This window comes from Streptomyces sp. NPDC006872 (assembly GCF_040635845.1).
Classification (GTDB): Bacteria; Actinomycetota; Actinomycetes; order Streptomycetales; family Streptomycetaceae; genus Streptomyces.
Genome location: NZ_JBEYIL010000012.1, coordinates 251603 through 272024, shown reverse-complemented (window position 1 = coordinate 272024; position 20422 = coordinate 251603). Strand labels below are relative to the sequence as shown.

The window sequence follows — 20422 nt, the reverse complement described above, 5'->3', positions numbered from 1 at the left end:
CGGCCGCCCCCTACTTCCGCATCACGACGGGCTCGTGGCGGCGCAGCAGTCGGGACACGGCGAATCCGAAGACCACCGAGAGCACGACGAGCATGCCCATGTTGACCAGCCACACCCCCGCCGAGTGCTCGAACAGCGGGTCGGCGGTCTTGGCGCCGGGCACGATCCGGGCCAGATCGATCGTGCCGGCCATCGCGCCGAACGCCCACCGCGCCGGCACGAGATAGGCCAGCTGCTCCAGGACGGGTTTGCCGTCGAGCTTCAGCAGTGCGCCGCAGAAGACCACCTGGACGACGGCGAGCAGCACCAGCAGCGGCATCGTCACCTCCTCCTTGCGCACGAGTGCGGAGACGAGGAGGCCGAGCATCATGGCGGCGAAGGAGAGCATGGCGACGGCCACGGTGATCTCGAGCAGGGGCGGCATCAACACGCCCTTGCCGCCCGGTGCGTTGAGGTCGACGCCGAGCAGGGCGACGAGCGTCAGCACCACCGCCTGTACGACGGTGATCGTGCCCAGCACGACGACCTTGGACATCAGGTACGCCGATCTGGACAGGCCGACGGCCCGCTCCCGCTGGTAGATCACGCGTTCCTTGACGAGTTCGCGCACGGCGTTGGCGGCGCCGGTGAGCACGCCGCCGACGCACAGGATGAGCAGCGCGTCCATCGCGCTGTCCAGTACGAGCTTGCTGCCCGCCAGGGCGCGGTCCATGGCGCCCATGATGAACGGCAACGCGATCATGATGGCCAGGAAGGTGCGGTCGGCGCTGAGCGCGGCCGTGTAGCGGCGGATCAGGGTGCTGAGCTGGGCGCCCCTGCTGCGCGGCCGGGGCGGCGGCAGGAGGACCACCGGGCCGGTGCGCGGCAGCCGGGGCTGGTCGCTGGAGTTGACGACGTACTCCCGCCGGAACGGCGACTCCTGGAACTCCCCCGCCCAGTCCCGGTCGTGGTCGCCCTCGAACGCCTCGAACGCCTCGGGCCAGTGCTCGAAGCCGAAGAAGGCGAGGGCGTCGTCGGGCGGGCCGAAGTAGGCGACCTTGCCGCCGGGCGCGAGCACCAGCAGCCGGTCGCACACCTCGAGGCTGAGGACGCTGTGGGTGACGACGATGACCGTGCGGCCGTCGTCGGCGAGGCCGCGCAGCATGTGCATCACCGAGCGGTCCATGCCGGGGTCGAGGCCGGAGGTCGGCTCGTCGAGGAAGAGCAGCGACGGCTTGGTCAGCAGCTCCAGGGCGACGCTGACCCTTTTGCGCTGGCCGCCGGAGAGGCTGTCCACGGGTTGCTCGGCGCGCTCTTCGAGACCCAGTTCGCGGATGACCTCCTGGACCCGTTCGCGGCGCTCGGCCTTGGCGGTGTCCTGCGGGAAGCGCAGTTCGGCGGCGTAGGAGAGGGCGGCGCGCACGGTCAGCTGGGCGTGCAGGATGTCGTCCTGCGGGACCAGTCCGATGCGCTGGCGCAGTTCGGCGTAGTCGCGGTAGAGGTCGCGGCCGTCGTAGACGACCGTGCCGTGGTCGGCGGGGCGCTGTCCGGTGAGGGCGTTGAGCAGGGTGGACTTGCCGGCGCCGCTGGGTCCGACGACCGCGAGCAGGCACTTCTCGCCCACCGGGAACGACACGTCGTCGAGGAGTACCTTGCGGCCGCGGTCGACGGTGACGGTGAGGTCCTGGACGTCGAGGGAGACCTCGCCGGTGTCGACGTACTCCTGGAGTTCGTCGCCGACCAGGCAGAACGCGGAGTGGCCGATGCCGACGACGTCGCCGGGGCCGAGCGGGGCGCGGGTGACGGGCGAACCGTTGAGGTAGGTGCCGTTGTGGCTGCCCAGGTCGAGGATCTCGTGGCCGCCGTCGGGGAGCGTGCGCAGTTCGGCGTGCCGACGCGAGACGACGAGGTCGTCGACGACCAGGTCGTTGTCGGTGGCGCGGCCGATGCGGACGGTGGTCGTCGGCATCGGCCGGACGCTGGTGGGCTGTTTGAAGGTGCTCGTCAGCGCGGGCATGGAGACGGCCGTCGGGCGCTGCACCGCACGCGGTCGGTGGTCCGACAGGGAGACGTAAGGTCCGTCGGACGGGCTGCCGAAGCGGATCACGCTGCCCGGGCCGACGCCCCACTCGCGGATCCGGCGGCCGTCGGCGTAGGTGCCGTTGGTGCTGTGTTCGTCCTCGACGGTCCAGTGGTCGCCCTCGGGCCGCAGCACCGCGTGATGCCAGGAGACTCGGGTGTCGTCGATGACGACGTCGCTGAGTGGGTCCCGGCCGACGTGGTAGTCGTGGCCCGGGAACAACACCAGGGAACCCGACTCGGTCTCCAGCACGAGTTCGGGCGCAGTCGAGGAGACCGGACGCTCCGCCATGCCCTGATTCTATCGATTGATCACCTTATGTGCCCGACGGGAAGATCCGTGACGGGCGTCAGCCGACGGAGACGACGAGGGCCGGGACGGTGCGCTGCATGCGCAGCGCGTCGACGGACTCGGCGAGCAGTTCGTACTCGGTGGTCTCGTCGCCGACCGCGATCCGCACGAGCCGGCCGCCCGCCAACTCGTCGGCCACCAGCTCCTGCCGGTCCATGTCCGCGCACCAGGCCCGCAGCAGTGCGGGCACGTCGGGCACGGTGTCGGCCACCGGGACCAGGGCCCCTTGCGGGAAGTGCTCGCTCTCGGGCTGCGGATCCAGCCGTTCGGCCATCCAGGACGCCCGGTCGCGCAGCCACCACAGGGCGAGCGCCAGCGTCGGCGCACGATAGGTGCCGAGCGGTACGCCGATGCGCCGGCCGTCACAGACGCCGTACGCCGTGACATGGCACAGGAATTCGTCGTGCACGTCATTCTCCCCCGGTGCTCGCCTGTCGGTTGCGCCTCGCTTCCGTGCGGCTCCTGTGAGTGAAGTGCCTTGACGTTCGAGTATGTTCACTACTGAAACAGTGTCACCATGACTTTCCGGCCAGTCTCCTGGCATATTCGCCGACGTTCATGGCCGGAATACGGCGAGCACCCAGGCGCGATGTCATCACCTGACGGAAAATCGACCAGGGCGGCGGGCCCGGGCAGGCCGATCACCCGGCGATCACACCGGATCGACGAAGGCCGCCGATCCCGGTCCTGACCAGGATCGACGGCCTCGGCGCGGGCAGGTTTCCCCTTCCCCGCGCATACTGAGCGTGACGAAAACGCCGTGGCTGACTGCTGCGAGGCCGAAACGCGCGCCGCAGGGTCTTTCCCGGCCCTCAGCCGTTGATCACCGCGTCGATCCGGGCCAGCTCGGCGTCCTCGAAGTCCAGGTTGTCCAGAGCGCCGACGCTGTCCTCGATCTGCCGGGCGCTGCTCGCGCCGACCAGCGCGGAGGTCACCCGGCCCCCGCGCAGCACCCAGGCCAGGGCGAGCTGGGCGAGGGACTGACCGCGAGACTTGGCGATGTCGTCGAGGGCACGCAGCTTGCCGACGAGCTCCTCGGTCAGCGCCTCGGAGTTCAGGAACGGGCTGTCGCTCGCCGCACGCGAGTCCTCCGGGATGCCGTCCAGGTAGCGGCCGGTCAGCAGGCCCTGCTCCAGCGGCGAGAAGACGATCGAGCCGACCTGGAGCTCGTCCAGGGCGTCGAGCAGGCCCTCGCTCTCCGGGCGGCGGTCGAGCATCGAGTAGCGCGGCTGGTGGATGAGGAGCGGGGTGCCCAGCTCACCGAGGATCCGGGCGGCCTCGCGGGTCTGCTCCGCCGAGTAGTTCGAGACGCCGACGTAGAGCGCCTTGCCCTGCTGCACCGCGGAGTGCAGGGCGCCCATCGTCTCCTCCAGGGGAGTCTCCGGGTCGGGGCGGTGCGAGTAGAAGACGTCGACGTAGTCGAGGCCCATCCGGGTCAGGCTCTGGTCCAGCGAGGACAGCAGGTACTTGCGCGAGCCCCACTCGCCGTACGGGCCGGGCCACATCAGATAGCCGGCCTTCGTGGAGATGATCAGCTCGTCCCGGTAGGGCGCGAAGTCCGCCTTGAGCGCCTCGCCCAGCGCGGACTCGGCGGCGCCGGGCGGCGGGCCGTAGTTGTTGGCCAGGTCGAAGTGGGTCACGCCGAGGTCGAAGGCGCGGCGCAGGATGGCCCGCTGTGTCTCGACCGTGCGGTCCGCCGGGCCGAAGTTGTGCCACAGTCCGAGCGACAGCGCGGGGAGCTTCAGGCCGCTGCGTCCGGTGCGCCGGTAGGGCATGTCCGCGTAGCGGTCGGGGTGTGCGGTGTACAACGCGTCTCCAGGAGATCAGTTTCAGCAGGTGACATCCACTCTCGCGCTGCCCACAGCAGTGGTCCAACAGAAGAATCCGATGAGATTCAGCGGATACGCTTCTCAATCATGGAACTGCGCCACCTCCAACACTTCGTCGCGGTCGCCGAGGACCAGCATTTCACCCGGGCCGCCGAACGCCTGATGGTCTCCCAGTCGGGGCTGTCGGCATCGATCCGGGCCCTGGAGCGGGAGCTGCGCGCGCCGCTCTTCGTGCGGACCACCCGGCGGGTGACGCTGACGGAGGCCGGCCGGGCGCTGCTCGCCGAGGCGGAGCGGGTCCTGGCGCAGGTGCGGGCGGCCCACGAGGCGGTGGCCGCTGTGCAGGGCGTGGTCCGCGGCACCCTGTCCGTGGGCACCGAGCAGTGCATCGCGGGGGTGCATGTGGCGGGGGTGCTGGCGGCGTTCCGGCGGCGGCATCCGGACGTGGAGATCCGGCTGCGGCAGACCGGCTCCGGCGCGCTGGGCGAGGAGGTGGCGGCCGGCCGGCTCGACCTGGCCTTCGCCTACCGCACCCAGACGGACACCGAGCAGCTGCGCTGCGTACCGCTGGCCACCGAGCCGATGTACGTGCTGTGCCATCCCGACCACCGCCTCGCCGCGGCGGCGGCGCTCACTCCGCAGGACCTGGACGGCGAGGTGTTCGTCGACTTCCACCCGGACTGGGGCCCGCGCCGCGCCACCGACGCCGCGTTCGCCGAGGCGGGGGTGCGGCGCACGGTCGCCCTGGAGGTCAACGACGTGCACAGCCTGCTGGACCTGGTGGACGAGAACCTCGGCGTCGCGGTCGTCCCGCGCCACTTCCGGCACAAGCGCGAGGCGCTCACCGCGCTCGCCCTCAAGGGCACCGGCGAGGCCCGGTACGAGACGGTCGCCCTGCTGCCGCCCGCCCGCGCGACCAGCCCGGCGGCCCGGGCGCTGATGGGGCTGCTGGAAACAGGGGGCGCGTGAGCGCGCGCTGCGCGATGGTGGACGTATGCATGCGAAGGACATCCTCATCGACGGGTACAACCGCATCCAGGAAGAGGTCCACGCCGCCGTCGAGGGCCTGGCCCCCGACCGCCTGGGCGCCCGGCCCGGCGAGTCGGCCAACTCGATCGCCTGGCTGGTCTGGCACCTCACCCGGGTCCAGGACGACCACGTCGCCGACGCCTTCGGGCTCGACCAGGTGTGGCTGAGCCAGGACTGGGAGAAGCGGTTCGGCCTCGACCTGCCGCGCCTTGACACCGGGTACGGGCACAGCGCGGCGCAGGTGGCGAAGGTGCAGGTGTCCGAGGGCGGCCTGCTGACCGGGTACTACGACGCCGTGCACGCGCAGAGCCTGACGGCGCTGCGCACGCTGACGGCGGCGGACCTGGAGCGCGTCGTGGACGAGCGCTGGGATCCGCCGGTCACATTGGGCGTACGCCTGGTGAGCGTCCTGTCCGACGATCTCCAGCACGTCGGACAGGCCGCCTATGTCCGCGGACTGCTTCAGAGCGCGGCCGCGTAACCCGGCAGGACGACGTCCTCGATGAGCGCCTTGCGCTCGTCGAACGGGATGAACGCGCTCTTGAGGGCGTTGACGGTGACCGTGCGCAGGTCCTCGACGGTCCAGCCGGCCTGCTCGACGAGCAGCGACATCTCGCGGGTCATCGTCGTGCCGGACACCAGCCGGTTGTCGGTGTTGAGGGTGACCCGGAAGCCGAGGTCCTTCAGCGCGGTGATCGGGTGCTCGGCGATGGAGACGGCGGCGCCGGTCTGGAGGTTGGAGGTCGGGCACATCTCCAGCGCGATCCGGCGGTCGCGCACCCAGCCGGCCAGCCGGCCGAGCTTGCCGTCGACGATGTCCTCGGTGATGCGCACGCCGTGCCCGATGCGCTGGGCGCCGCACACCTGGAGGGCCTGGTGGATGCTGGGCAGCCCGTGGGCCTCGCCGGCGTGGATGGTGAAGGGGACGCTCTCGCGGCGCAGGTGCTCGAAGGCGTCGAGGTGGTCGGCGGGCGGGAAGCCGTCCTCGGCGCCGGCGATGTCGAAGCCGACGACACCCGCGTCCCGGAAGGCGACGGCCAGGTCGGCGGCCTCACGGACGCGGTCGAACATCCGCATCCCGCAGAGCAGGGTGCCGACCCGTACGGGGGTACCGGCGGCCGCGGCCTTGGCCATGCCCGCCGCGAGGCCCTCCTGGACGGTCTCGACGACCTCGCCCATGGTGAGACCGCCGTTGGTGTTCAGCTCGGGGGCGTAGCGCACCTCGCCGTAGACGACACCGTCGGCGGCGAGGTCGAGGACGTACTCCTCTGCGGTGCGCAGCAGGCCCTCACGGGTCTGCATGACGGCGAGGGTGTGCTCGAAGGTGGCTATGTAGCGCACCAGGTCGCCCGAGTTGGCCGCGTCGAAGTACCAGTCGGCCAGCGCGTCGGGGTCGGTGGTGGGCAGGGTGTGGCCGACCGCTTCCGCGAGCTCGACGACGGTGGCGGGGCGCAGGCCGCCGTCGAGGTGGTCGTGCAGGACGGCCTTGGGCAGCCGGCGGAGCGTGTCGGTGTCGATGCGGGGCGCGGTCATGTGCGTGTTCCTCGGCAGGTGGTTCGGGTTCGGCAGGTGGTTCTCAGGCGGTGGCGGGCTGGAGCAGGTCCCAGCGGTTGCCGTACAGGTCCTGGAAGACGGCGACGGAGCCGTACGGCTCGTGGCGGGGCTCCTCCAGGAAGGTCACACCGGCGGCGAGCATGCGGGCGTGGTCGCCGGCGAAGTCCTCGGTGTGCAGGAAGAACCCGACGCGGCCGCCGGTCTGGTCGCCGACGCGGGCGCGCTGGGACTCGCCCTTGGCGCGGGCGAGCAGCAGTCCGACGCCGTCCTGACGGTCCCCCGGCCGTACGACGACCCAGCGGGCGCCGTCGGGGCGGGGTTCGTCCTCGACGAGCCGGAAGCCGAGCGCCTCGGTGTAGAAGCGGATCGCCTCGTCGTAGTCGTCGACGACGAGGGTGACCAGGGCGATGCGACTCATCGGGGCCTTTCGGGGTGCATGCGGAAGGCTGCGGGAGCCGTTCCGGAGGTGCGATTGACGGGAGACGTTATACGTAAAACTTCACGGACGCCAGTCGCTTCCGCGCGGGCGGTCCCCACGGTCCGCCTAGGTCGCAAGTCCGAGACCCGGGCCGGGCCGTGGCCCGAGGCGGGCGACTCGCTTCCCCGTTACCGTCCCGGACATGAAGATCACCGAGCCGCCCCGCAGTCCCGAGCGGCGCAAGCAGGACCTCCTGGACCGGCTGGAGCGCGAGATCGACGTCTGGGTCGCCACGGCCGACCGGGAGGGCCTGCCCTGTCTCGTCGCCCTGTGGTTCGTCTGGGACGGCGCGCATCTGTGGCTGGCCACGCGGCCCACGAACCCCACGGGGCGCAACCTCCGGGACGGCCGGCGCGCCCGGCTGGCCTTCGGGGACACCCGGGACGTGGTGCTCGTGGACGCGGAGGCGGAGACGTTCCCGGCGCAGGACGCGCCCGTGGCCGCCGCCGAGGCGTTCCTGGCGAAGACGGGCTGGGATCCGCGCCGGGAGCGCGCGGAGTACGCCTGGTTCCGGATGCGGCCCGTGGCGGTCCAGGCCTGGCGCGAGGTGCAGGAGCTGCCCGGGCGGCACCTGATGCGGGACGGGGTGTGGGTCGTTCAGGACCCGCGGTGAGCCACGTTCTCGGTGAGACGGCCGGGGTTGCCGTTGCCCGGGACGGCCGGGACGGGTGCGCGGCGGCCCGGCCACCGGCAGCGCGGCGCCGGGCCTCCCGCGTCCGTGTCGTTCAGTGCAGCGGCTTCTCCAGCACCGCCTTGCGGTGGCCGAACGTCTCGATGGAGTAGCGCCCGTGGTAGCTGCCCATGCCGCTCTCGCCCACTCCGCCGAACGGCAGGTCGGAGACGGTGAGATGGGCGAGGGGCAGACCCAGGCCGAGTCCGCCGGAGGAGGTCTCGGCGGCGATGCGGCCGCGCGTGTCGTCCGATTCGGTGAACACGTACAGGGCGAGGGGCTTGTCACGGTCGTTGATGAAGGCGATCGCCTCGTCGAGGCCGTCGACCGTCACGATCGGCAGGATCGGGCCGAAGATCTCCTCCTGCATGACGGGCGACGCGGGGTCGACATCGGCGAGGACGGTCGGCGCGATGTACTTGTCCGTGCGGTCGTGGGCCCCGCCGACCACGATCCGGCCGGAGTCGAGCAGCCCGGCGAGCCGGTCGAAGTGGCGTTCGTTGACGATGCGGCCGTACTCGCCGGAGGTCTGCGGGTCGGTGCCGTAGACCGCCTCCACGGCGCGCGTCAGCAGGGGTTCGAGGGCGGCGGCCGTCGCCGGGTCGGTGAGGACGTAGTCGGGGGCGACGCAGGTCTGGCCGGCGTTGAGGAACTTGCCGCGGGCCAACCGGTCGGCGACGACGGCGAGATCGGCGTCCCGGTCGACGAACGCCGGTGACTTGCCGCCGAGTTCGAGGGTGACCGGGGTGAGGTGCTCGGCGGCGGCGCGCAGGACGATCCGGCCGACGGCGCCGTTGCCGGTGTAGAAGATGTGGTCGAAGCGCTCGGCCAGCAGAGCGGTGGTCTCCGGGATCCCGCCCTCGACGACGGCGACCGCGTCGGTGTCGAGGTGCGCCGGCAGCAGCCGGGCCAGGGCGGCGGAGGTGGCGGGCGCGAGCTCGCTGGGCTTGACGACGACCGCGTTCCCGGCGGCGAGGGCGCCGACCAGCGGGGCGAGCAGGAGCTGCGCGGGGTAGTTCCAGGGCGCGATGACGAGGACGACGCCGAGCGGGTCGACCTGCGTCCAGGCGCGCGCGTCGGCGCCCAGGTGGGCGGGGACCGGGGCGGGCTCGGGGCGCAGCCACTCGTCCAGGTGGTCGAGGGTGTGGTCGATCTCGCGGACGGTGAAGTCGATCTCGGTGCGGTAGGCCTCGGTGGAGCTCTTGCCCAGGTCGGCATGGAGGGCGGCGGCCAGTTCGGCGCCGTCCTTCGTGAGCAGCTCGCGCAGTCGGCGCAGCTGGTCCGTGCGCCAGGCGACGGGCTTGGTGCGGCCGGTGCGGAAGGTGGCGCGCAGCCGGGCGACGACGTCGGCGGGCTGCTCGGGGCCGGCGGACTGCTCGGGGGTGGCGGCGGTGGTCACGGTGCCTCGCTGGGGTGCGCGGGCCTGTCGGCCCTGGGTTCTCGGGGTTTTCCGGGGCGAGCGGAAGCTCGGTGTATATGCCAACCTTTCAGGTGCCAAAATACATTCCCGGGGCGAGGAGGGTTCTCAAGGGGCCCGGCGGGCGAGTTCGCGTACCCGCCGCTCGAGGAAGGCGCGTTCCGCGGGGTTCTCGCTCAGCGCGAGGGCCGCCTCGTAGGCCCCGATGGCCTCGGCGGTCCGGTCGAGGCGACGCAGCAGGTCGGCGCGGACCGCGTGCCAGACGTGGTAGCCGTCGAGGTCGAGCGCGTCGACGAGGTCCAGGGCCCGCCCCGGTCCCTCGGTCTCGGCCACCGCGACCGCCCGGTTCAGGGCTGCCACCGGGCTCGGGGCGAGCGCCATGAGCTGGTCGTACAGGGTCAGAATCTGCCGCCAGTCGGTGTCGGCGGCGGTCGGCGCGTCGCTGTGGACGGCCTGGACGGCGGCCTGGATCTGGTACGGCCCTGGCCGGTCGCGGCGCAGACAGCGACGGACGAGCGTCTGTCCCTCGGCGACCAGCTCCCGGTCCCACCGGTCGCGGTCCTGCTCGGGCAGCGGCACGAGCATGCCGTCGGCCGTCTCGCGTGCGCCCCGGCGGGACTCGACCAGCAGCATCAGCGCCAGCAGTCCGGTGGCCTCGGGCTCGTCCGGCATCAACTCGGCGAGGAGCCGGCCGAGGCGCACGGCCTCCGCACACAGGCCCGGATCGCCCCCGTACCCCTCGTTGAAGATCAGGTAGACGACGGCGAGCACACCCTTCAGCCGGTCGGGCAGATCCGCGTCGCGCGGCACGCGGTACGGGATGCGCGCGTCGCGGATCTTCGCCTTGGCGCGGACCAGGCGCTGGGCCATGGTCGGCTCGGGAACGAGGAAGGCGCGGGCGATCTGCGCGGTGCCGAGGCCGCCGAGGAGCCGCAGGGTGAGGGCGACCTGCGCCTGCGGGGCGAGCGCGGGGTGGCAGCAGGTGAAGATCAGCCGGAGCCGGTCGTCGCGCACAGGGCCCTCCTCCACGGGCGGGTCGGCCTCGTACAGCAGGGCTGCCTCGGCCTGACGGGCGTCCCGGGTGGACTCACGGCGCAGCCGGTCCACGGCCCGGTTGCGGGCGGTGGTGATGATCCAGCCGGCCGGGCTCGGCGGCACACCGGTCTGCGGCCAGCGCCGCACGGCCGTGGTGAAGGCGTCCTGGACCGCTTCCTCGGCGAGGTCGATGTCGCCGAGGAAGCGGACGAGGACGGAGACCGCGCGCCCGTACTCGGCACGGAAGACGGCCTCGACGTCGGTGGTGTCGGCCACGGTTCAGTGGGTGCCGGCGAAAGGGCGTACCTCGATGGGGAGAGTGATGGCCAGGGCGGCCTTCCTGCCCCACTCCAGGGCCTCGTCCAGGTCGGCGGCCCGGATCAGACAGAGGCCCCCGAGGTACTCCTTGCCCTCGGCGTACGGCCCATCGGTGATGAGCACGTCGCCGTCCTCGGGGCGCAGCACGGTGGCCGTCTCCGGTCCGTGCAGTCCGCCGGAGAAGACCCAGGCCCCGGCGGCGCGCAGCTCGTCGTTGTAGGCCGCCACCCGGTGCATGATCTCCGCCAGCTCGTCGGGGGGCGGCGGCGTGCCGCCCGTGGGCTGGACCACGCTGAGCAGGTAGTGCTGCATGACGTCCTCCTTGGCGTCGTTCGGTCTGTGTCACCTCCTACACGAACGGCAGTCCCCCGGATCGACACCCCACACCGGGAATCGGGAAAGAATCTTGCCCATGACCGCACCGCACCCCCTCCTCGCCCAGGCCCGCCGCCTCGCCGACGAGCTGCTCGCCCCGCACGCCGAACAGGTCGACCGGGCGGAGGTGCCGGTCGGCCATCTGACGGAGATCAGGCGCTCGGGTCTGCTCGGCCTGAACGCGCCGCACGAGTACGGCGGGGCCGCGGCACCCGGCGCGGTGGTACGCGAGACGGCGGAGATCCTGGCCGGGGCCTGCTGCTCGACCTGGTTCGTGCAGACACAGCACCACACGCCGGTGCTGACCCTGGTCAAGAGCGAGGGCCCGGTGCGCGAGCGTCTGCTGGGCCGGCTGGCCACCGGCGAGCTGCTGTCCGGGGTGGCGTACGCGCATCTGCGGGCGCACCCGCGCACACCCGTGCGGGCCACCCGGGAGCGGGGCGGATGGCGCTTCGACGGGACGGTTCCCTGGTACACGGGGTGGGGCCTGAACGATGTGATGCTGCTCGCCGGGGTGACGGAGGCGGACGAGGCGCTGTTCGCCTTCGCCGAGGCGCGGGAGCAGCCGGGGCTGCGGGCCTCGGCCCCGTTGCGCCTCGCCGCGCTCACGGCGGCCCGCACGGTCTCCCTGGAGCTGGACGGCCTGTGGCTCCCGGAGGAGGCGGTGGCCCTGCGCACCCCGTACGCGACCTGGTCGGCGGCGGACCGGCTCAAGACGGTGAACGCGGGCCCGGCGGTCTTCGGCATCACGGAGACGGCGCTGACCCTTCTGGACGAGGACACGGCGAGCCCGCTGCACGCCCGCCTGACGAAGGTCCGGGACCGGGCCTACGCCCTGACCGACACCGCGAAACCCCACGAGCACCTGGCAGAACGCCTGGCCCTCAAGACACAGGCGTTCGAGGTGATGCAGGCAGCGACCACGGCGGCGGTGGTCACGGGCGGCGGCCGCACGATGCTCCTGACGAACCGGGCCCAACGCCTGGCGAGGGAAGCCCTGTTCCTCCTGGTCCAGGGCCAGACGGCGGAATCGCGAAGGGCGCATCTCGACACCCTGGTCCTTTAGGGGCGCGGGGAACTGCGCGAGCAACCACCCACGACGTGCCAGCCGCCATACAACGGATCCCCCGTCTCAGTCGGCGAACGGCACCTGCACCGACCCCACCTGCTTACCGGCCGGATGCTCCCAGACCCGCTCGTCGGCCAACCGCGGCAGCACCCCCTCGCCGAACCAGTACGCCTCCTCCAGATGCGGATACCCGGACAGCACGAACTCCTCGATGCCCAGCGCCGCATACTCCTTGATCCGCTCGGCGACCTCCTGGTGGCTCCCCACCAGCGCGGTCCCCGCGCCCCCGCGCACCAGACCGATCCCGGCCCAGAGATTGGGGTGGATCTCCAGCCCGTCACGGCCGCCGCCGTGCAGCGCGAGCATCCGCTGCTGGCCCTCGGACTCGCTGCGCGCCAGCCCGGCCTGCACGGACTTCACGGTGTCCGCGTCGAACCCGGCGAGCAGCCGGTCGGCCTCCGCCCAGGCCGCTTCGGAGCTGTCGCGGGTGATGACGTGCAGCCGGATGCCGAACCGCAGCGTGCGCCCTCGCTTCGCCGCGAGCCCCCGGATCCAGGCGATCTTCTCGGCGACCTGGGCCGGCGGCTCGCCCCAGGTGAGGTAGATGTCGACGTGCTGCGCGGCGATCTCCCCGGCGATCGGCGAGGAGCCCCCGAAGTACACCTCGGGCACCGGATCCGGCACCCGGGCCAGCTTGGCGTCCTCGACCCGCAGGTGCTCACCCTTCAGGTCGACGGTCTTGCCCTCCCACAACTGCCTTACGATCTCCAGGAATTCGCCCGTACGACGGTAGCGGTCGTCCTTGTCCAGGAAGTCGCCGTAGGCCCGCTGCTCGTGGCTCTCGCCGCCGGTGACGACATTGAGCAGGAGCCGTCCGCCGCTCTGCCGCTGGAAGGTGGACGCCATCTGCGCGGCGAGCGTCGGTGAGACGGAGCCGGGCCGGAAGGCGACCAGGAACTTCAGGCGCTCGGTGTGCTGGCTGACCATCGCCGTGGTCAGCCAGGCGTCCTCGCACCAGGCCCCGGTCGGGGTGAGCACCCCCACGAAGCCGAGGTCCTCCGCGGCACGGGCGATCTGGCTCAGATACGCGACCGTCGGCGGCCGGTCGCGTCCGGAGGCGGTGGCGGGGGTGCCGTGACCGCCTCCGACGACATGGCGGCTGTCGCCGTTGGTGGGGAGGAACCAGTGGAAGGTGAGAGACATATGGGGGGTCTCCGATCGAGGGTGGGGGCTGGAGTTCAGCTCGCCGCGGCCAGGTACGGCGTCCGTCCCAGCGCGGCCGAGAACTGGTCGACGACCTGGGTGAGCGCCTCGGTGGCTGCCGGGGCGACGGTGACGGAGCCGTCCTCGTGGGCGGTGATGTCCTTGTCGAGGGTGAACCAGCCCTGCACGATGTGGGCCGCGCCCATGGAGTTGAGGACCGGACGCAGGGCGTAGTCGATGGCCAGGACATGGGCGGTGGAGCCGCCGGTGGCCAACGGCAGGACCGTCTTTCCGGTGAGCGCGTACTGCGGCAGCAGGTCGAGGAGCGCCTTGAGGACGCCGGAGTAGGACGCCTTGTAGACGGGCGTGCCCACGACGACGCCGTCGGCGCGTGCGAACAGCTCGGTCGCCTCGACGATCGCCGGGTGCCGGAAGTCCGCGCCGAGCAGGGCCTCGGCCGGGATCGTCCGGACGTCGAGCGGGATCACCTCGTGTCCCTGGGCCGCGAGCCGCTGGTCGAGGTGGCGCAGCAGACGGCCGGTACGGGAGAAGGCGGAGGGGCTGCCGGAGACGGACAGGACGGTGGCCATGGGTCCTCTTTCGCGGAACGATGCGATGCAGTTGCGGTGCAGTTGCGGTGCGGTTGCGGTGCCGCAAGGCATGCGGGAATCCTGATGCGGAATGTTTTCGGGCACGCCGAATTCAAAGGGCGCGTCGACGCCCGGGCTGCGGGGTTGCCAAGACGCAGGCGGACGCGGTGAATTCAGGCGGGGAAAGAAAAAGCGCGGCGGATCTCGGGAAGGGGATCAGGCCGCGACGCAACAGGAGGCGCTGGAGACGCGCGCGAGATCGACATGGCGTCGCCGCGTGAGGTCCAGTCGCTTCTTCATGCTCTTGATCGTGGCAGCCGCCCGCGACGACAGTCAAGGAAAACCCGACCGGTCTCGGATCGCGGACCATCGCATTGCGCGGACACTCGGTCAGGTCACCTCCGGCCGTGTCGCGGACAACCGTCGTCAGAAATGCGCCTGCCGAGGATCGGCGCGATCATGTTCGGGCCGCTCCGCCAGGCCTGCGCGCGGCGACCGCGTCCGTCCCCCGCCGTCGGTCATCATCGGCCATCATGAACGTCTCGCTCGTCCTGTTCACCTGTGATCTGCGCCTGCACGACCATCCGCCGCTGTGGGCCGCCCTCGCCGGATCCCGGCGGACGGTGCCGTTGTTCGTGCGCGACCGGGCCGTGGCCGAGGCCGGGTTCGCCGCGCCCAACCGACTGGGGTTCCTGGCCGACTGCCTGCGGGATCTCGACGCGGGTCTGCGGGCGCGGGGCGGGCGGCTCGTGGTCCGCTCCGGGGACCTGGTGGAAGAGGTGTGCCGGGTGGCCACCGAGACGGGCGCCGGCGAGGTGCATGTGTCGGCCGACGTGAGCGCGTACGCGCAGCGCCGTGAGGAGCGGTTGCGGCGCGCGCTGCAGGCGGCGGGCGTACGCCTGCACGTGCATGACACGGTGACGACCGCGGTCGCGCCCGGAACGCTGACTCCGGCCGCGTCGGATCACTTCGCCGTGTTCACGCCCTACTTCCGGCACTGGTCGCGGCAGCCGCTCCGCGAGGCGCTCGGCGCGCCCCGGACCGTGTCGGTGCCCGAGGAGGTCGGCTCCGAGCCATTGCCCTCGCACCGGGGTCCGGCGCCGGGCGGGGAGACCGAGGGTCGCGCGCGGCTCGCCGGCTGGCTGCGCGACGGCATCGCCTGCTACGAGGACCGGCACGACGACCTGGCCGGCGACGCGACCTCCCGGCTCTCGCCGCATCTGCACTTCGGCACCCTCTCCCCCGTCGAACTCGTTCACCGGGCGCGGACCGTGGGCGGCCCCGGCGCCGAGGCGTTCGTACGGCAGCTCGCATGGCGCGACTTCCACCGCCAGGTGCTGGCCGTACGGCCGGCCGCGGCGGTCGCCGACTACCGCCCCCGGCAGGACCGTTGGCGTACGGAGCGGACGGCGGGCGCGGACATCGAGGCGTGGCGGGAGGGCCGTACCGGCTACCCGGTGGTGGACGCGGCGATGCGGCAGTTGCGCGACGAGGGCTGGATGCACAACCGGGGCCGACTGCTGACCGCGAGCTTCCTCACCAAGACGCTGTACGTCGACTGGCGGATCGGCGCCCGGCACTTCCTGGACCTGCTGGTCGACGGGGATGTGGCCAACAACCAGCTCAACTGGCAGTGGACGGCGGGCACCGGCACCGATTCCCGGCCCAACCGGGTTCTCAACCCCGTCGCCCAGGCGAGGCGGTACGACCCGGACGGGACGTATGTCCGGCGCTGGGTGCCCGAGTTGGAGGGGGTCGCGGGCGGGGCGGTGCACGAGCCGTGGAGACTGCGCGGCCCGGACCGGGCGGCTGCGGCCGGTTACCCGGAGCGGATCGTCGACCTCTCGGACGGGCTCGCGCGCTTCAGACAGGGCCGGGGGCTCGGGTGAGTTCCGCCCGCCCGAAGCCTGCGCTCACTCGTGCAGGGGAAGGAGTGCGGGTCGTTTCGCCGTGCGGCCGTCGCCGGAGGAGCGGCCGAGCAGGCGGCGGCCGAGCCAGGGGCCCAGGAACCCGGCGGCCCAGCGCAGTTCGCCGAGGCCGGCCCGCAGACCGGACGGGACCGGGTGCGGCGGGGCGGGCAGCGGGTGGGTCCAGGAGTCGTCGCTGCCCGGCAGGCCGAGGGCGTGGGCGACGGCGGCGGCGATGCGTTCGTGACCGAGCGGGGAGGCGTGCAGCCGGTCCGCGCTCCACAGCCGCGGGTCGGTGACCACGGTGTGCCGGCCGGCGTCGGCGACGACGACGTCGTACCGGTGGGCCGCCTCCCGGATGCGGGCGTTCAGGGCGAGGACCCGCGGGGCGAGGGGCCGGGCGAGGGGGATGAGTCCGGTGGGGTCCGGGAAGGTGACGGTGGCGACCCGGGCGCCCTGCCCGGTGAGTGCGGCGAACGTGGCATCCAGGTGGCCGGCGACCTCGTCGACGTCGAAGCGGGGGCGCAGCAGGTCGTTGACCCCGGCGACGACGGTGGCCAGGTCGGGACGCAGCGCGAGCGCCGGGCCGAGCTGCTCGGCGCGCACCTGGCCCGCGAGACGGCCGCGCACGGCCAGATTGGCGTACCGGAGGCCGGGGTCGTGGTCGGCGATGTGCGCGGCGAGCCGGTCGGCCCAGCCGCGCAGGCCGGTGCTGTCGTCGCCGTCCCCGAGCCCCTCGGTCTGGCTGTCGCCGAGGGCCACGTAGCGCGTGTAGTGGATCTCCGTGCCGGACATGGGAAGCCTCCGGTTCGGTGTGTGGAACGCGGACGCGGAACCACTTGGACTCTCGAACTCACCCTACTCACTTTTTTAACTATTCACACCGGTGTCCATGACGGCCCGGCAAGCATGTCTCACCTCTACACATAAAGGATAAATAAGAGCAGAATGAACAGGCGCGGCACTTACCGCACACCGCACCGAAGCGGTCGGGCCCTGAAAGTCAAAGGAGACGAATCATGGCCAACGTCTCGCCCACCAGAGGTGACATGTCGACGCACCCCGATGTCTCCGAGATGCAGGCGCGGTACGCCCGCATGCTCGGTGGTCGTGATGTGGCGCTCGTGGACGGACCGGTGTTCCTGCTCGGTCTGTACTGCGCCGTGTCCCCGTGGATACTCCACTACACCGCCGGCCAGCCCGCGCTCGCGACCCACAACCTGATCGTGGGCATCGCGATCGGCCTGCTGGGCCTCGGGTTCACCGCGGCTCCCGCCCGTATGTACGGCCTCAGCTGGGCCATGTGCGCGGCGGGCATCTGGATGATCATCGCACCGTGGGTCGTCGGCGACAGCCCGGACGCCGGTGTCGCGGTCAACAACATCATCATCGGCGCCCTCGCCCTGATCCTGGGGCTGATGTGCACGGCCACGGCGGCGAAGAGCACGCCGAGGCCCTAGTCTCCCCGGCCTTCCCCGACAGCTGGAAGGACGGCCGGCTCGTCTCCAGGAGGGACTTGAGGTTGGACAGGACCGCGGGCCGGCCGACCGACTGCCGGACAGCCGTGCGCCCGCCGACACCCTGCGGGGGGGGGTGATCGACGGGCGCACAGTCATCGACGTCGCGGCCGAGGCGCCGGCCGGATCGACCGACGCGGGGATCAGCTGACGTTGAGCGCCGTGTCGTCGATGACGAACGACGTCTGGAGGGTGGACCCTTCGACGCCGGTGAACGTGATGGTGGACGTGGTGCCCGCCAGGGAGGCGAGGCTGAAGCTCTTGAGGGCGTATCCGCTGGCCGCGTTGAGGTTGGAGTAGGTGGCCAGGGTGGTGGATCCGGCGGTGACCGTCAGCTTGTCGTACGCGGTGCTGGTGGTGGTCTCGGCCGTGTCGATGTGCAGGTAGAAGCTGAGCGTGGCGGTGGTGCAGCCGCTCGGGATGGTCACCGACTGGGACAGCGTGTCGGTGTGGGCGGAGCCGTAGCCGTCCAGCCAGGCCTTGTACGAGCCGGTACGGGCCGCCTGGCTGCTGGAGTTGGTGATGACGCCGCTGGTGGCGGTCCAGGTGGTGTTGCCGGACTCGAAGCCCTGGTTGCCGAGCAGCTGGGCGGCGGTGCAGGTGCCGTCGCCGCCGTCGTCCCCGCCGCCGCTGTCGCTCCCGCCGGCCAGCCACTCGGTGGCGTTGAGGGCGAGGGCCGCGTTGGTGGCGCCGGAGTCGTTCCAACCGTCGTAGAGGGTGTTGCCGGACTGGCCGGTGTCGTCGTCGATGGGCGAGCTGTCGCCCCAGAAGGCGACGCGGCCGCTGCCGAAGGTGCTGGTGGCGAAGAAGGCGCCGGTGTTGCCGGAGTAACCGGTGCGGTAGAGCAGGCCCTTGACGCTGGAGTTGTCGGCGGGCTTGAGGGTGGCCGTCGTGCCACTGGCGATGAGGCTCTTGGTGACGGTGCCGAAGGAGCCGTGCAGGACGGGGTCGCTGCTGTCGCTGATGGCCGACGGGTAGTCCGAACTGATGCTCAGCGAGTCGATGGAGAAGCCGAACGGGTCGGTGGAGTCGACGCTGTTGTTGGTCATCAGGTCGTTGAGGATCTCGACCGCGTCCTCGCCGTCGTTGTTGCGGTCGGCGCCGGTGTGGTCGGAGACCATGAACAGACCGCCGCCGTTCTTCACGAAGTTCATGATCGCCGTCTTCTCGGCGGTGGTGAACAGCGTGTTGGGCTCGGGGAGGACCAGCGTGTCGAAGTTCGACAGGTCGGTCGCCGAGGAGCCGCCGTAGGTGAGGGCGCTGGTGGCGGTCTTGAGGCTGTAGTCGCCGGTCTTCTGGAGGGCGACGCCCCAGGAGGAGATGGCGCCGGTCCAGTCGCTCTCGGAGGACGGTGAGGAGTCCTCGCCGAGCGGGTCGGGCTGGCTGGTGGAGATGATCCAGTCGGCGTTGCCGGCCGTCTCGGCGTGGCCGTTGTCGAACAGGATGCGGTGGGGGGTGGCCGCTTGCGCGGGCGTGGCACTGGTGGAGACCTGGAGGGCGGCTCCGGTGACGAGCAGCCCGAGGCCGGCCAGGAGGGTGGGGACCTTGCGGCGGGATCTCTGTGATCCGAGCATCCGGCGAACCTCCGTGGGGAAGGGGGGACACGAGGCGGGTGCGGGCGCCAAATCTGCGCGCGTAGACCTCACATCGAAGGGTTCTACACGCGTGGAACGATTGAAAGGTACATGGCATTACTGGTCCGTGAACATCAAAGGCGCGCAATAACGCGAACAGAAAACGTCGACAGCCGTCAGCCGCGAAGTGGAACGGACTGCCCCACCGTTCAGCGGGCACAAGCACTGCAATGACGTCTCGCCAAGAAGCGGAGGGCGGAGATGGAGATCGACGGCATCATCAGTGCCATCTTCATCGGCATCATCATCGGCGTACTGGGGCGGCTCGTCGTCCCTGGCCGCCAGCGCATCGGCCTGCTGTGGACCATCGCCGTCGGCATCGTGGCGGCGCTGATCGGTTCGGCGCTCGCCACGGGGATCGGCGTGGACGACACCAAGGGCGTCGACTGGATCGAGTGGCTCATCCAGATCGGCCTGGCCGCGGTGGGCGTCGTGGCACTGGACCGGTCGAAGGGACGACGCTGACGGACGCGGCGGCGGTGGCGGCAGGGATGAGGGAGGCGGGACGGCGGCAGCGCCCCTGAAGGGGCGCGGGGAACTGCGCGACCAGCCACGACGGCGCCGCAGCGGAACGACGGCACATCGCGCCACTTTCAGCGGAGCGCTCAGCGCGCGTACACGTACGGGGTCGTCGTGCTGACCGGGGCGAAGCCGAGGCGCTCCAGGATGGGGCGGCTCTGGGATTGGGCGTCGACCTGGAGATAGCGGTAACCGCGCTCGGCGGCGATCCGGGCGCGGTGGGCGATCAGGGCACGGTAGATGCCGCGTCCGCGCCAGCCCTCGACGGTGCCGCCGCCCCACAGACCGGCGAACCGCACTCCGGGGATCAGCTCCATCCGCGCCGAGCTCACCGGCACGTCCCCGGCCATCGCGAGAAGGGCGACGAAGGTGTCGGGATCGCCGGCGAGCCGGGCGAGCAGGAGGTCCCGCAGCCAGGAACCGTCGCGGCCGAAGGCCTTCTCGTTCGCCTCGACCATGAGCTCGACGCCCGCCCGGTCGGTGACCGGGACGATACGGACGCCGTCGGGCAGTGTGACGTCGAGGAGCTGGTCGCTCGTCTCGCCGATCATCAGGGTCTCCTCCGGATCGGCCGTGAAACCGGCCGCCGTGAGCCGTTCACCGAGGTCGGCGGGGCTGTCGTGGCCGTGCAGCTTCCACTCGAACTCGTGGCCGAGCCCGGTGAAGTAGGCGATCTGCGCCGCGATCGCCGCGTCGGCCCCGACGGAGTCCAGGTCGGACCACAGGACGCCGCTCCAGCCGCCGCGGCCGCCGATGTGCCGGACCACGCCCCCGGTCCGCTCGACGCGGGCGTCGGAGCTGTCGGGACGCGCGCCTTCGCGCATGTCCCGGTCGTACAGGGCGAGTACCGCGGCATGATCCATGCCGC

General features: G+C 71.6%; 21 protein-coding genes. 7 read left to right on the top strand and 14 right to left on the bottom strand.

Going from position 1 to position 20422, the window contains the following annotated elements:
* Positions 1-10 precede the first annotated feature (10 nt).
* The 3 genes from ABZ725_RS33025 to mgrA form a co-directional block, all read right to left on the bottom strand.
* Positions 11-2350 (bottom strand): FHA domain-containing protein, encoded by a 2340-nt coding sequence (locus tag ABZ725_RS33025; protein WP_358806154.1) that lies wholly within the window; start codon positions 2348-2350, stop codon positions 11-13.
* 58 nt (positions 2351-2408) lie between these two features.
* Positions 2409-2819: a hypothetical protein gene (locus ABZ725_RS33020; protein ID WP_358806153.1), complete on the bottom strand. Its 411-nt coding sequence runs from the start codon at positions 2817-2819 to the stop codon at positions 2409-2411.
* 403 nt (positions 2820-3222) lie between these two features.
* Positions 3223-4218 (bottom strand): L-glyceraldehyde 3-phosphate reductase, encoded by a 996-nt coding sequence (gene mgrA, locus ABZ725_RS33015; protein WP_358806152.1) that lies wholly within the window; start codon positions 4216-4218, stop codon positions 3223-3225.
* A gap of 108 nt (positions 4219-4326) precedes the next feature.
* On the opposite strand from mgrA, the gene ABZ725_RS33010 reads away from it, so the two are divergent.
* Positions 4327-5208 carry a LysR substrate-binding domain-containing protein gene (locus tag ABZ725_RS33010; protein ID WP_358806151.1) on the top strand — a complete coding sequence of 294 codons (882 nt, stop codon included), beginning with the start codon at positions 4327-4329 and terminating at the stop codon, positions 5206-5208.
* A gap of 25 nt (positions 5209-5233) precedes the next feature.
* Positions 5234-5749 (top strand): DUF664 domain-containing protein, encoded by a 516-nt coding sequence (locus tag ABZ725_RS33005; protein ID WP_358806150.1) that lies wholly within the window; start codon positions 5234-5236, stop codon positions 5747-5749.
* Here the strand turns inward: ABZ725_RS33005 and ABZ725_RS33000 are convergent.
* Positions 5731-6801, bottom strand: a complete 1071-nt coding sequence (locus ABZ725_RS33000) for an adenosine deaminase (protein WP_358806149.1) — start codon at positions 6799-6801, stop codon at positions 5731-5733. The two genes, ABZ725_RS33005 and ABZ725_RS33000, sit on opposite strands and share 19 nt — an antisense overlap.
* 43 nt (positions 6802-6844) lie before the next feature.
* The gene (locus ABZ725_RS32995; RefSeq protein ID WP_358806148.1) at positions 6845-7240 is read right to left on the bottom strand and encodes a VOC family protein; all 396 of its coding nucleotides are present in this window, start codon (positions 7238-7240) and stop codon (positions 6845-6847) included.
* A gap of 202 nt (positions 7241-7442) precedes the next feature.
* Here ABZ725_RS32995 and ABZ725_RS32990 point away from each other — a divergent pair, with 202 nt between their 5' ends.
* A complete protein-coding gene (locus ABZ725_RS32990; RefSeq protein WP_358806147.1) occupies positions 7443-7913 on the top strand; it encodes a pyridoxamine 5'-phosphate oxidase family protein in 471 nt (156 codons plus the stop codon).
* A 112-nt stretch (positions 7914-8025) separates the two neighbouring features.
* Here the strand turns inward: ABZ725_RS32990 and ABZ725_RS32985 are convergent, their stop codons facing one another.
* The 3 genes from ABZ725_RS32985 to ABZ725_RS32975 all read right to left on the bottom strand — a co-directional run bounded on the left by ABZ725_RS32985 (position 8026) and on the right by ABZ725_RS32975 (position 11052).
* The gene (locus ABZ725_RS32985; RefSeq protein ID WP_358806146.1) at positions 8026-9369 is read right to left on the bottom strand and encodes an aldehyde dehydrogenase family protein; all 1344 of its coding nucleotides are present in this window, start codon (positions 9367-9369) and stop codon (positions 8026-8028) included.
* Between the two features lie 126 nt (positions 9370-9495).
* The gene (locus ABZ725_RS32980) at positions 9496-10698 is read right to left on the bottom strand and encodes an RNA polymerase sigma factor (protein WP_358806145.1); all 1203 of its coding nucleotides are present in this window, start codon (positions 10696-10698) and stop codon (positions 9496-9498) included.
* 3 nt (positions 10699-10701) lie between these two features.
* Positions 10702-11052: a YciI family protein gene (locus ABZ725_RS32975; protein WP_351909813.1), complete on the bottom strand. Its 351-nt coding sequence runs from the start codon at positions 11050-11052 to the stop codon at positions 10702-10704.
* Positions 11053-11152: 100 nt separating this feature from the next.
* Between ABZ725_RS32975 and ABZ725_RS32970 the strand changes: the two genes are divergently transcribed.
* Positions 11153-12181, top strand: coding sequence for an acyl-CoA dehydrogenase family protein (locus tag ABZ725_RS32970; RefSeq protein ID WP_358806144.1), 1029 nt, complete (start codon positions 11153-11155; stop codon positions 12179-12181).
* A 66-nt stretch (positions 12182-12247) separates the two neighbouring features.
* On the opposite strand, the gene ABZ725_RS32965 is transcribed toward ABZ725_RS32970, so the two are convergent.
* From ABZ725_RS32965 to ABZ725_RS32955, 3 genes are all read right to left on the bottom strand, one after another.
* The gene (locus ABZ725_RS32965; RefSeq protein WP_358806143.1) at positions 12248-13387 is read right to left on the bottom strand and encodes an LLM class flavin-dependent oxidoreductase; all 1140 of its coding nucleotides are present in this window, start codon (positions 13385-13387) and stop codon (positions 12248-12250) included.
* 35 nt (positions 13388-13422) lie between these two features.
* Complete coding sequence (gene ssuE / locus ABZ725_RS32960) at positions 13423-13977, bottom strand: NADPH-dependent FMN reductase (RefSeq protein ID WP_351909819.1); 555 nt, start codon at positions 13975-13977, stop codon at positions 13423-13425.
* A 216-nt stretch (positions 13978-14193) separates the two neighbouring features.
* Positions 14194-14277 (bottom strand): putative leader peptide, encoded by an 84-nt coding sequence (locus tag ABZ725_RS32955; RefSeq protein WP_351909959.1) that lies wholly within the window; start codon positions 14275-14277, stop codon positions 14194-14196.
* A 233-nt stretch (positions 14278-14510) separates the two neighbouring features.
* Here ABZ725_RS32955 and ABZ725_RS32950 point away from each other — a divergent pair, with 233 nt between their 5' ends.
* Complete coding sequence (locus ABZ725_RS32950) at positions 14511-15866, top strand: deoxyribodipyrimidine photo-lyase (protein WP_358806142.1); 1356 nt, start codon at positions 14511-14513, stop codon at positions 15864-15866.
* Positions 15867-15890: 24 nt separating this feature from the next.
* Here the strand turns inward: ABZ725_RS32950 and ABZ725_RS32945 are convergent, their stop codons facing one another.
* A complete protein-coding gene (locus ABZ725_RS32945; RefSeq protein WP_358806141.1) occupies positions 15891-16679 on the bottom strand; it encodes an SGNH/GDSL hydrolase family protein in 789 nt (262 codons plus the stop codon).
* Between the two features lie 224 nt (positions 16680-16903).
* Here ABZ725_RS32945 and ABZ725_RS32940 point away from each other — a divergent pair, with 224 nt between their 5' ends.
* Positions 16904-17344, top strand: coding sequence for an SPW repeat protein (locus tag ABZ725_RS32940; RefSeq protein WP_358806140.1), 441 nt, complete (start codon positions 16904-16906; stop codon positions 17342-17344).
* A 200-nt stretch (positions 17345-17544) separates the two neighbouring features.
* Here the strand turns inward: ABZ725_RS32940 and ABZ725_RS32935 are convergent, their stop codons facing one another.
* Positions 17545-18975 (bottom strand): hydrolase, encoded by a 1431-nt coding sequence (locus tag ABZ725_RS32935; protein WP_358806139.1) that lies wholly within the window; start codon positions 18973-18975, stop codon positions 17545-17547.
* Between the two features lie 261 nt (positions 18976-19236).
* Here ABZ725_RS32935 and ABZ725_RS32930 point away from each other — a divergent pair, with 261 nt between their 5' ends.
* Positions 19237-19500 (top strand): GlsB/YeaQ/YmgE family stress response membrane protein, encoded by a 264-nt coding sequence (locus ABZ725_RS32930; RefSeq protein WP_358806138.1) that lies wholly within the window; start codon positions 19237-19239, stop codon positions 19498-19500.
* Positions 19501-19640: 140 nt separating this feature from the next.
* Here the strand turns inward: ABZ725_RS32930 and ABZ725_RS32925 are convergent, their stop codons facing one another.
* The gene (locus tag ABZ725_RS32925; protein WP_358806137.1) at positions 19641-20417 is read right to left on the bottom strand and encodes a GNAT family N-acetyltransferase; all 777 of its coding nucleotides are present in this window, start codon (positions 20415-20417) and stop codon (positions 19641-19643) included.
* Between the last annotated feature and the right edge of the window lie 5 nt (positions 20418-20422).

Excerpts from the sequence above, each read along its gene's own strand:
- ABZ725_RS33025 (WP_358806154.1), bottom strand. The coding sequence starts at position 2,350 with ATGGCGGAGCGTCCGGTCTCCTCGACTGCGCCCGAACTCGTGCTGGAG.
- ABZ725_RS33010 (WP_358806151.1), top strand. The coding sequence starts at position 4,327 with ATGGAACTGCGCCACCTCCAACACTTCGTCGCGGTCGCCGAGGACCAG.
- ABZ725_RS33005 (WP_358806150.1), top strand. The coding sequence starts at position 5,234 with ATGCATGCGAAGGACATCCTCATCGACGGGTACAACCGCATCCAGGAA.
- ABZ725_RS33000 (WP_358806149.1), bottom strand. The coding sequence starts at position 6,801 with ATGACCGCGCCCCGCATCGACACCGACACGCTCCGCCGGCTGCCCAAG.
- ABZ725_RS32995 (WP_358806148.1), bottom strand. The coding sequence starts at position 7,240 with ATGAGTCGCATCGCCCTGGTCACCCTCGTCGTCGACGACTACGACGAG.
- ABZ725_RS32990 (WP_358806147.1), top strand. The coding sequence starts at position 7,443 with ATGAAGATCACCGAGCCGCCCCGCAGTCCCGAGCGGCGCAAGCAGGAC.
- ABZ725_RS32975 (WP_351909813.1), bottom strand. The coding sequence starts at position 11,052 with ATGCAGCACTACCTGCTCAGCGTGGTCCAGCCCACGGGCGGCACGCCG.
- ABZ725_RS32970 (WP_358806144.1), top strand. The coding sequence starts at position 11,153 with ATGACCGCACCGCACCCCCTCCTCGCCCAGGCCCGCCGCCTCGCCGAC.
- ABZ725_RS32965 (WP_358806143.1), bottom strand. The coding sequence starts at position 13,387 with ATGTCTCTCACCTTCCACTGGTTCCTCCCCACCAACGGCGACAGCCGC.
- ssuE (WP_351909819.1), bottom strand. The coding sequence starts at position 13,977 with ATGGCCACCGTCCTGTCCGTCTCCGGCAGCCCCTCCGCCTTCTCCCGT.
- ABZ725_RS32955 (WP_351909959.1), bottom strand. The coding sequence starts at position 14,277 with ATGAAGAAGCGACTGGACCTCACGCGGCGACGCCATGTCGATCTCGCG.
- ABZ725_RS32950 (WP_358806142.1), top strand. The coding sequence starts at position 14,511 with ATGAACGTCTCGCTCGTCCTGTTCACCTGTGATCTGCGCCTGCACGAC.
- ABZ725_RS32945 (WP_358806141.1), bottom strand. The coding sequence starts at position 16,679 with ATGTCCGGCACGGAGATCCACTACACGCGCTACGTGGCCCTCGGCGAC.
- ABZ725_RS32940 (WP_358806140.1), top strand. The coding sequence starts at position 16,904 with ATGGCCAACGTCTCGCCCACCAGAGGTGACATGTCGACGCACCCCGAT.
- ABZ725_RS32935 (WP_358806139.1), bottom strand. The coding sequence starts at position 18,975 with ATGCTCGGATCACAGAGATCCCGCCGCAAGGTCCCCACCCTCCTGGCC.
- ABZ725_RS32930 (WP_358806138.1), top strand. The coding sequence starts at position 19,237 with ATGGAGATCGACGGCATCATCAGTGCCATCTTCATCGGCATCATCATC.
- ABZ725_RS32925 (WP_358806137.1), bottom strand. The coding sequence starts at position 20,417 with ATGGATCATGCCGCGGTACTCGCCCTGTACGACCGGGACATGCGCGAA.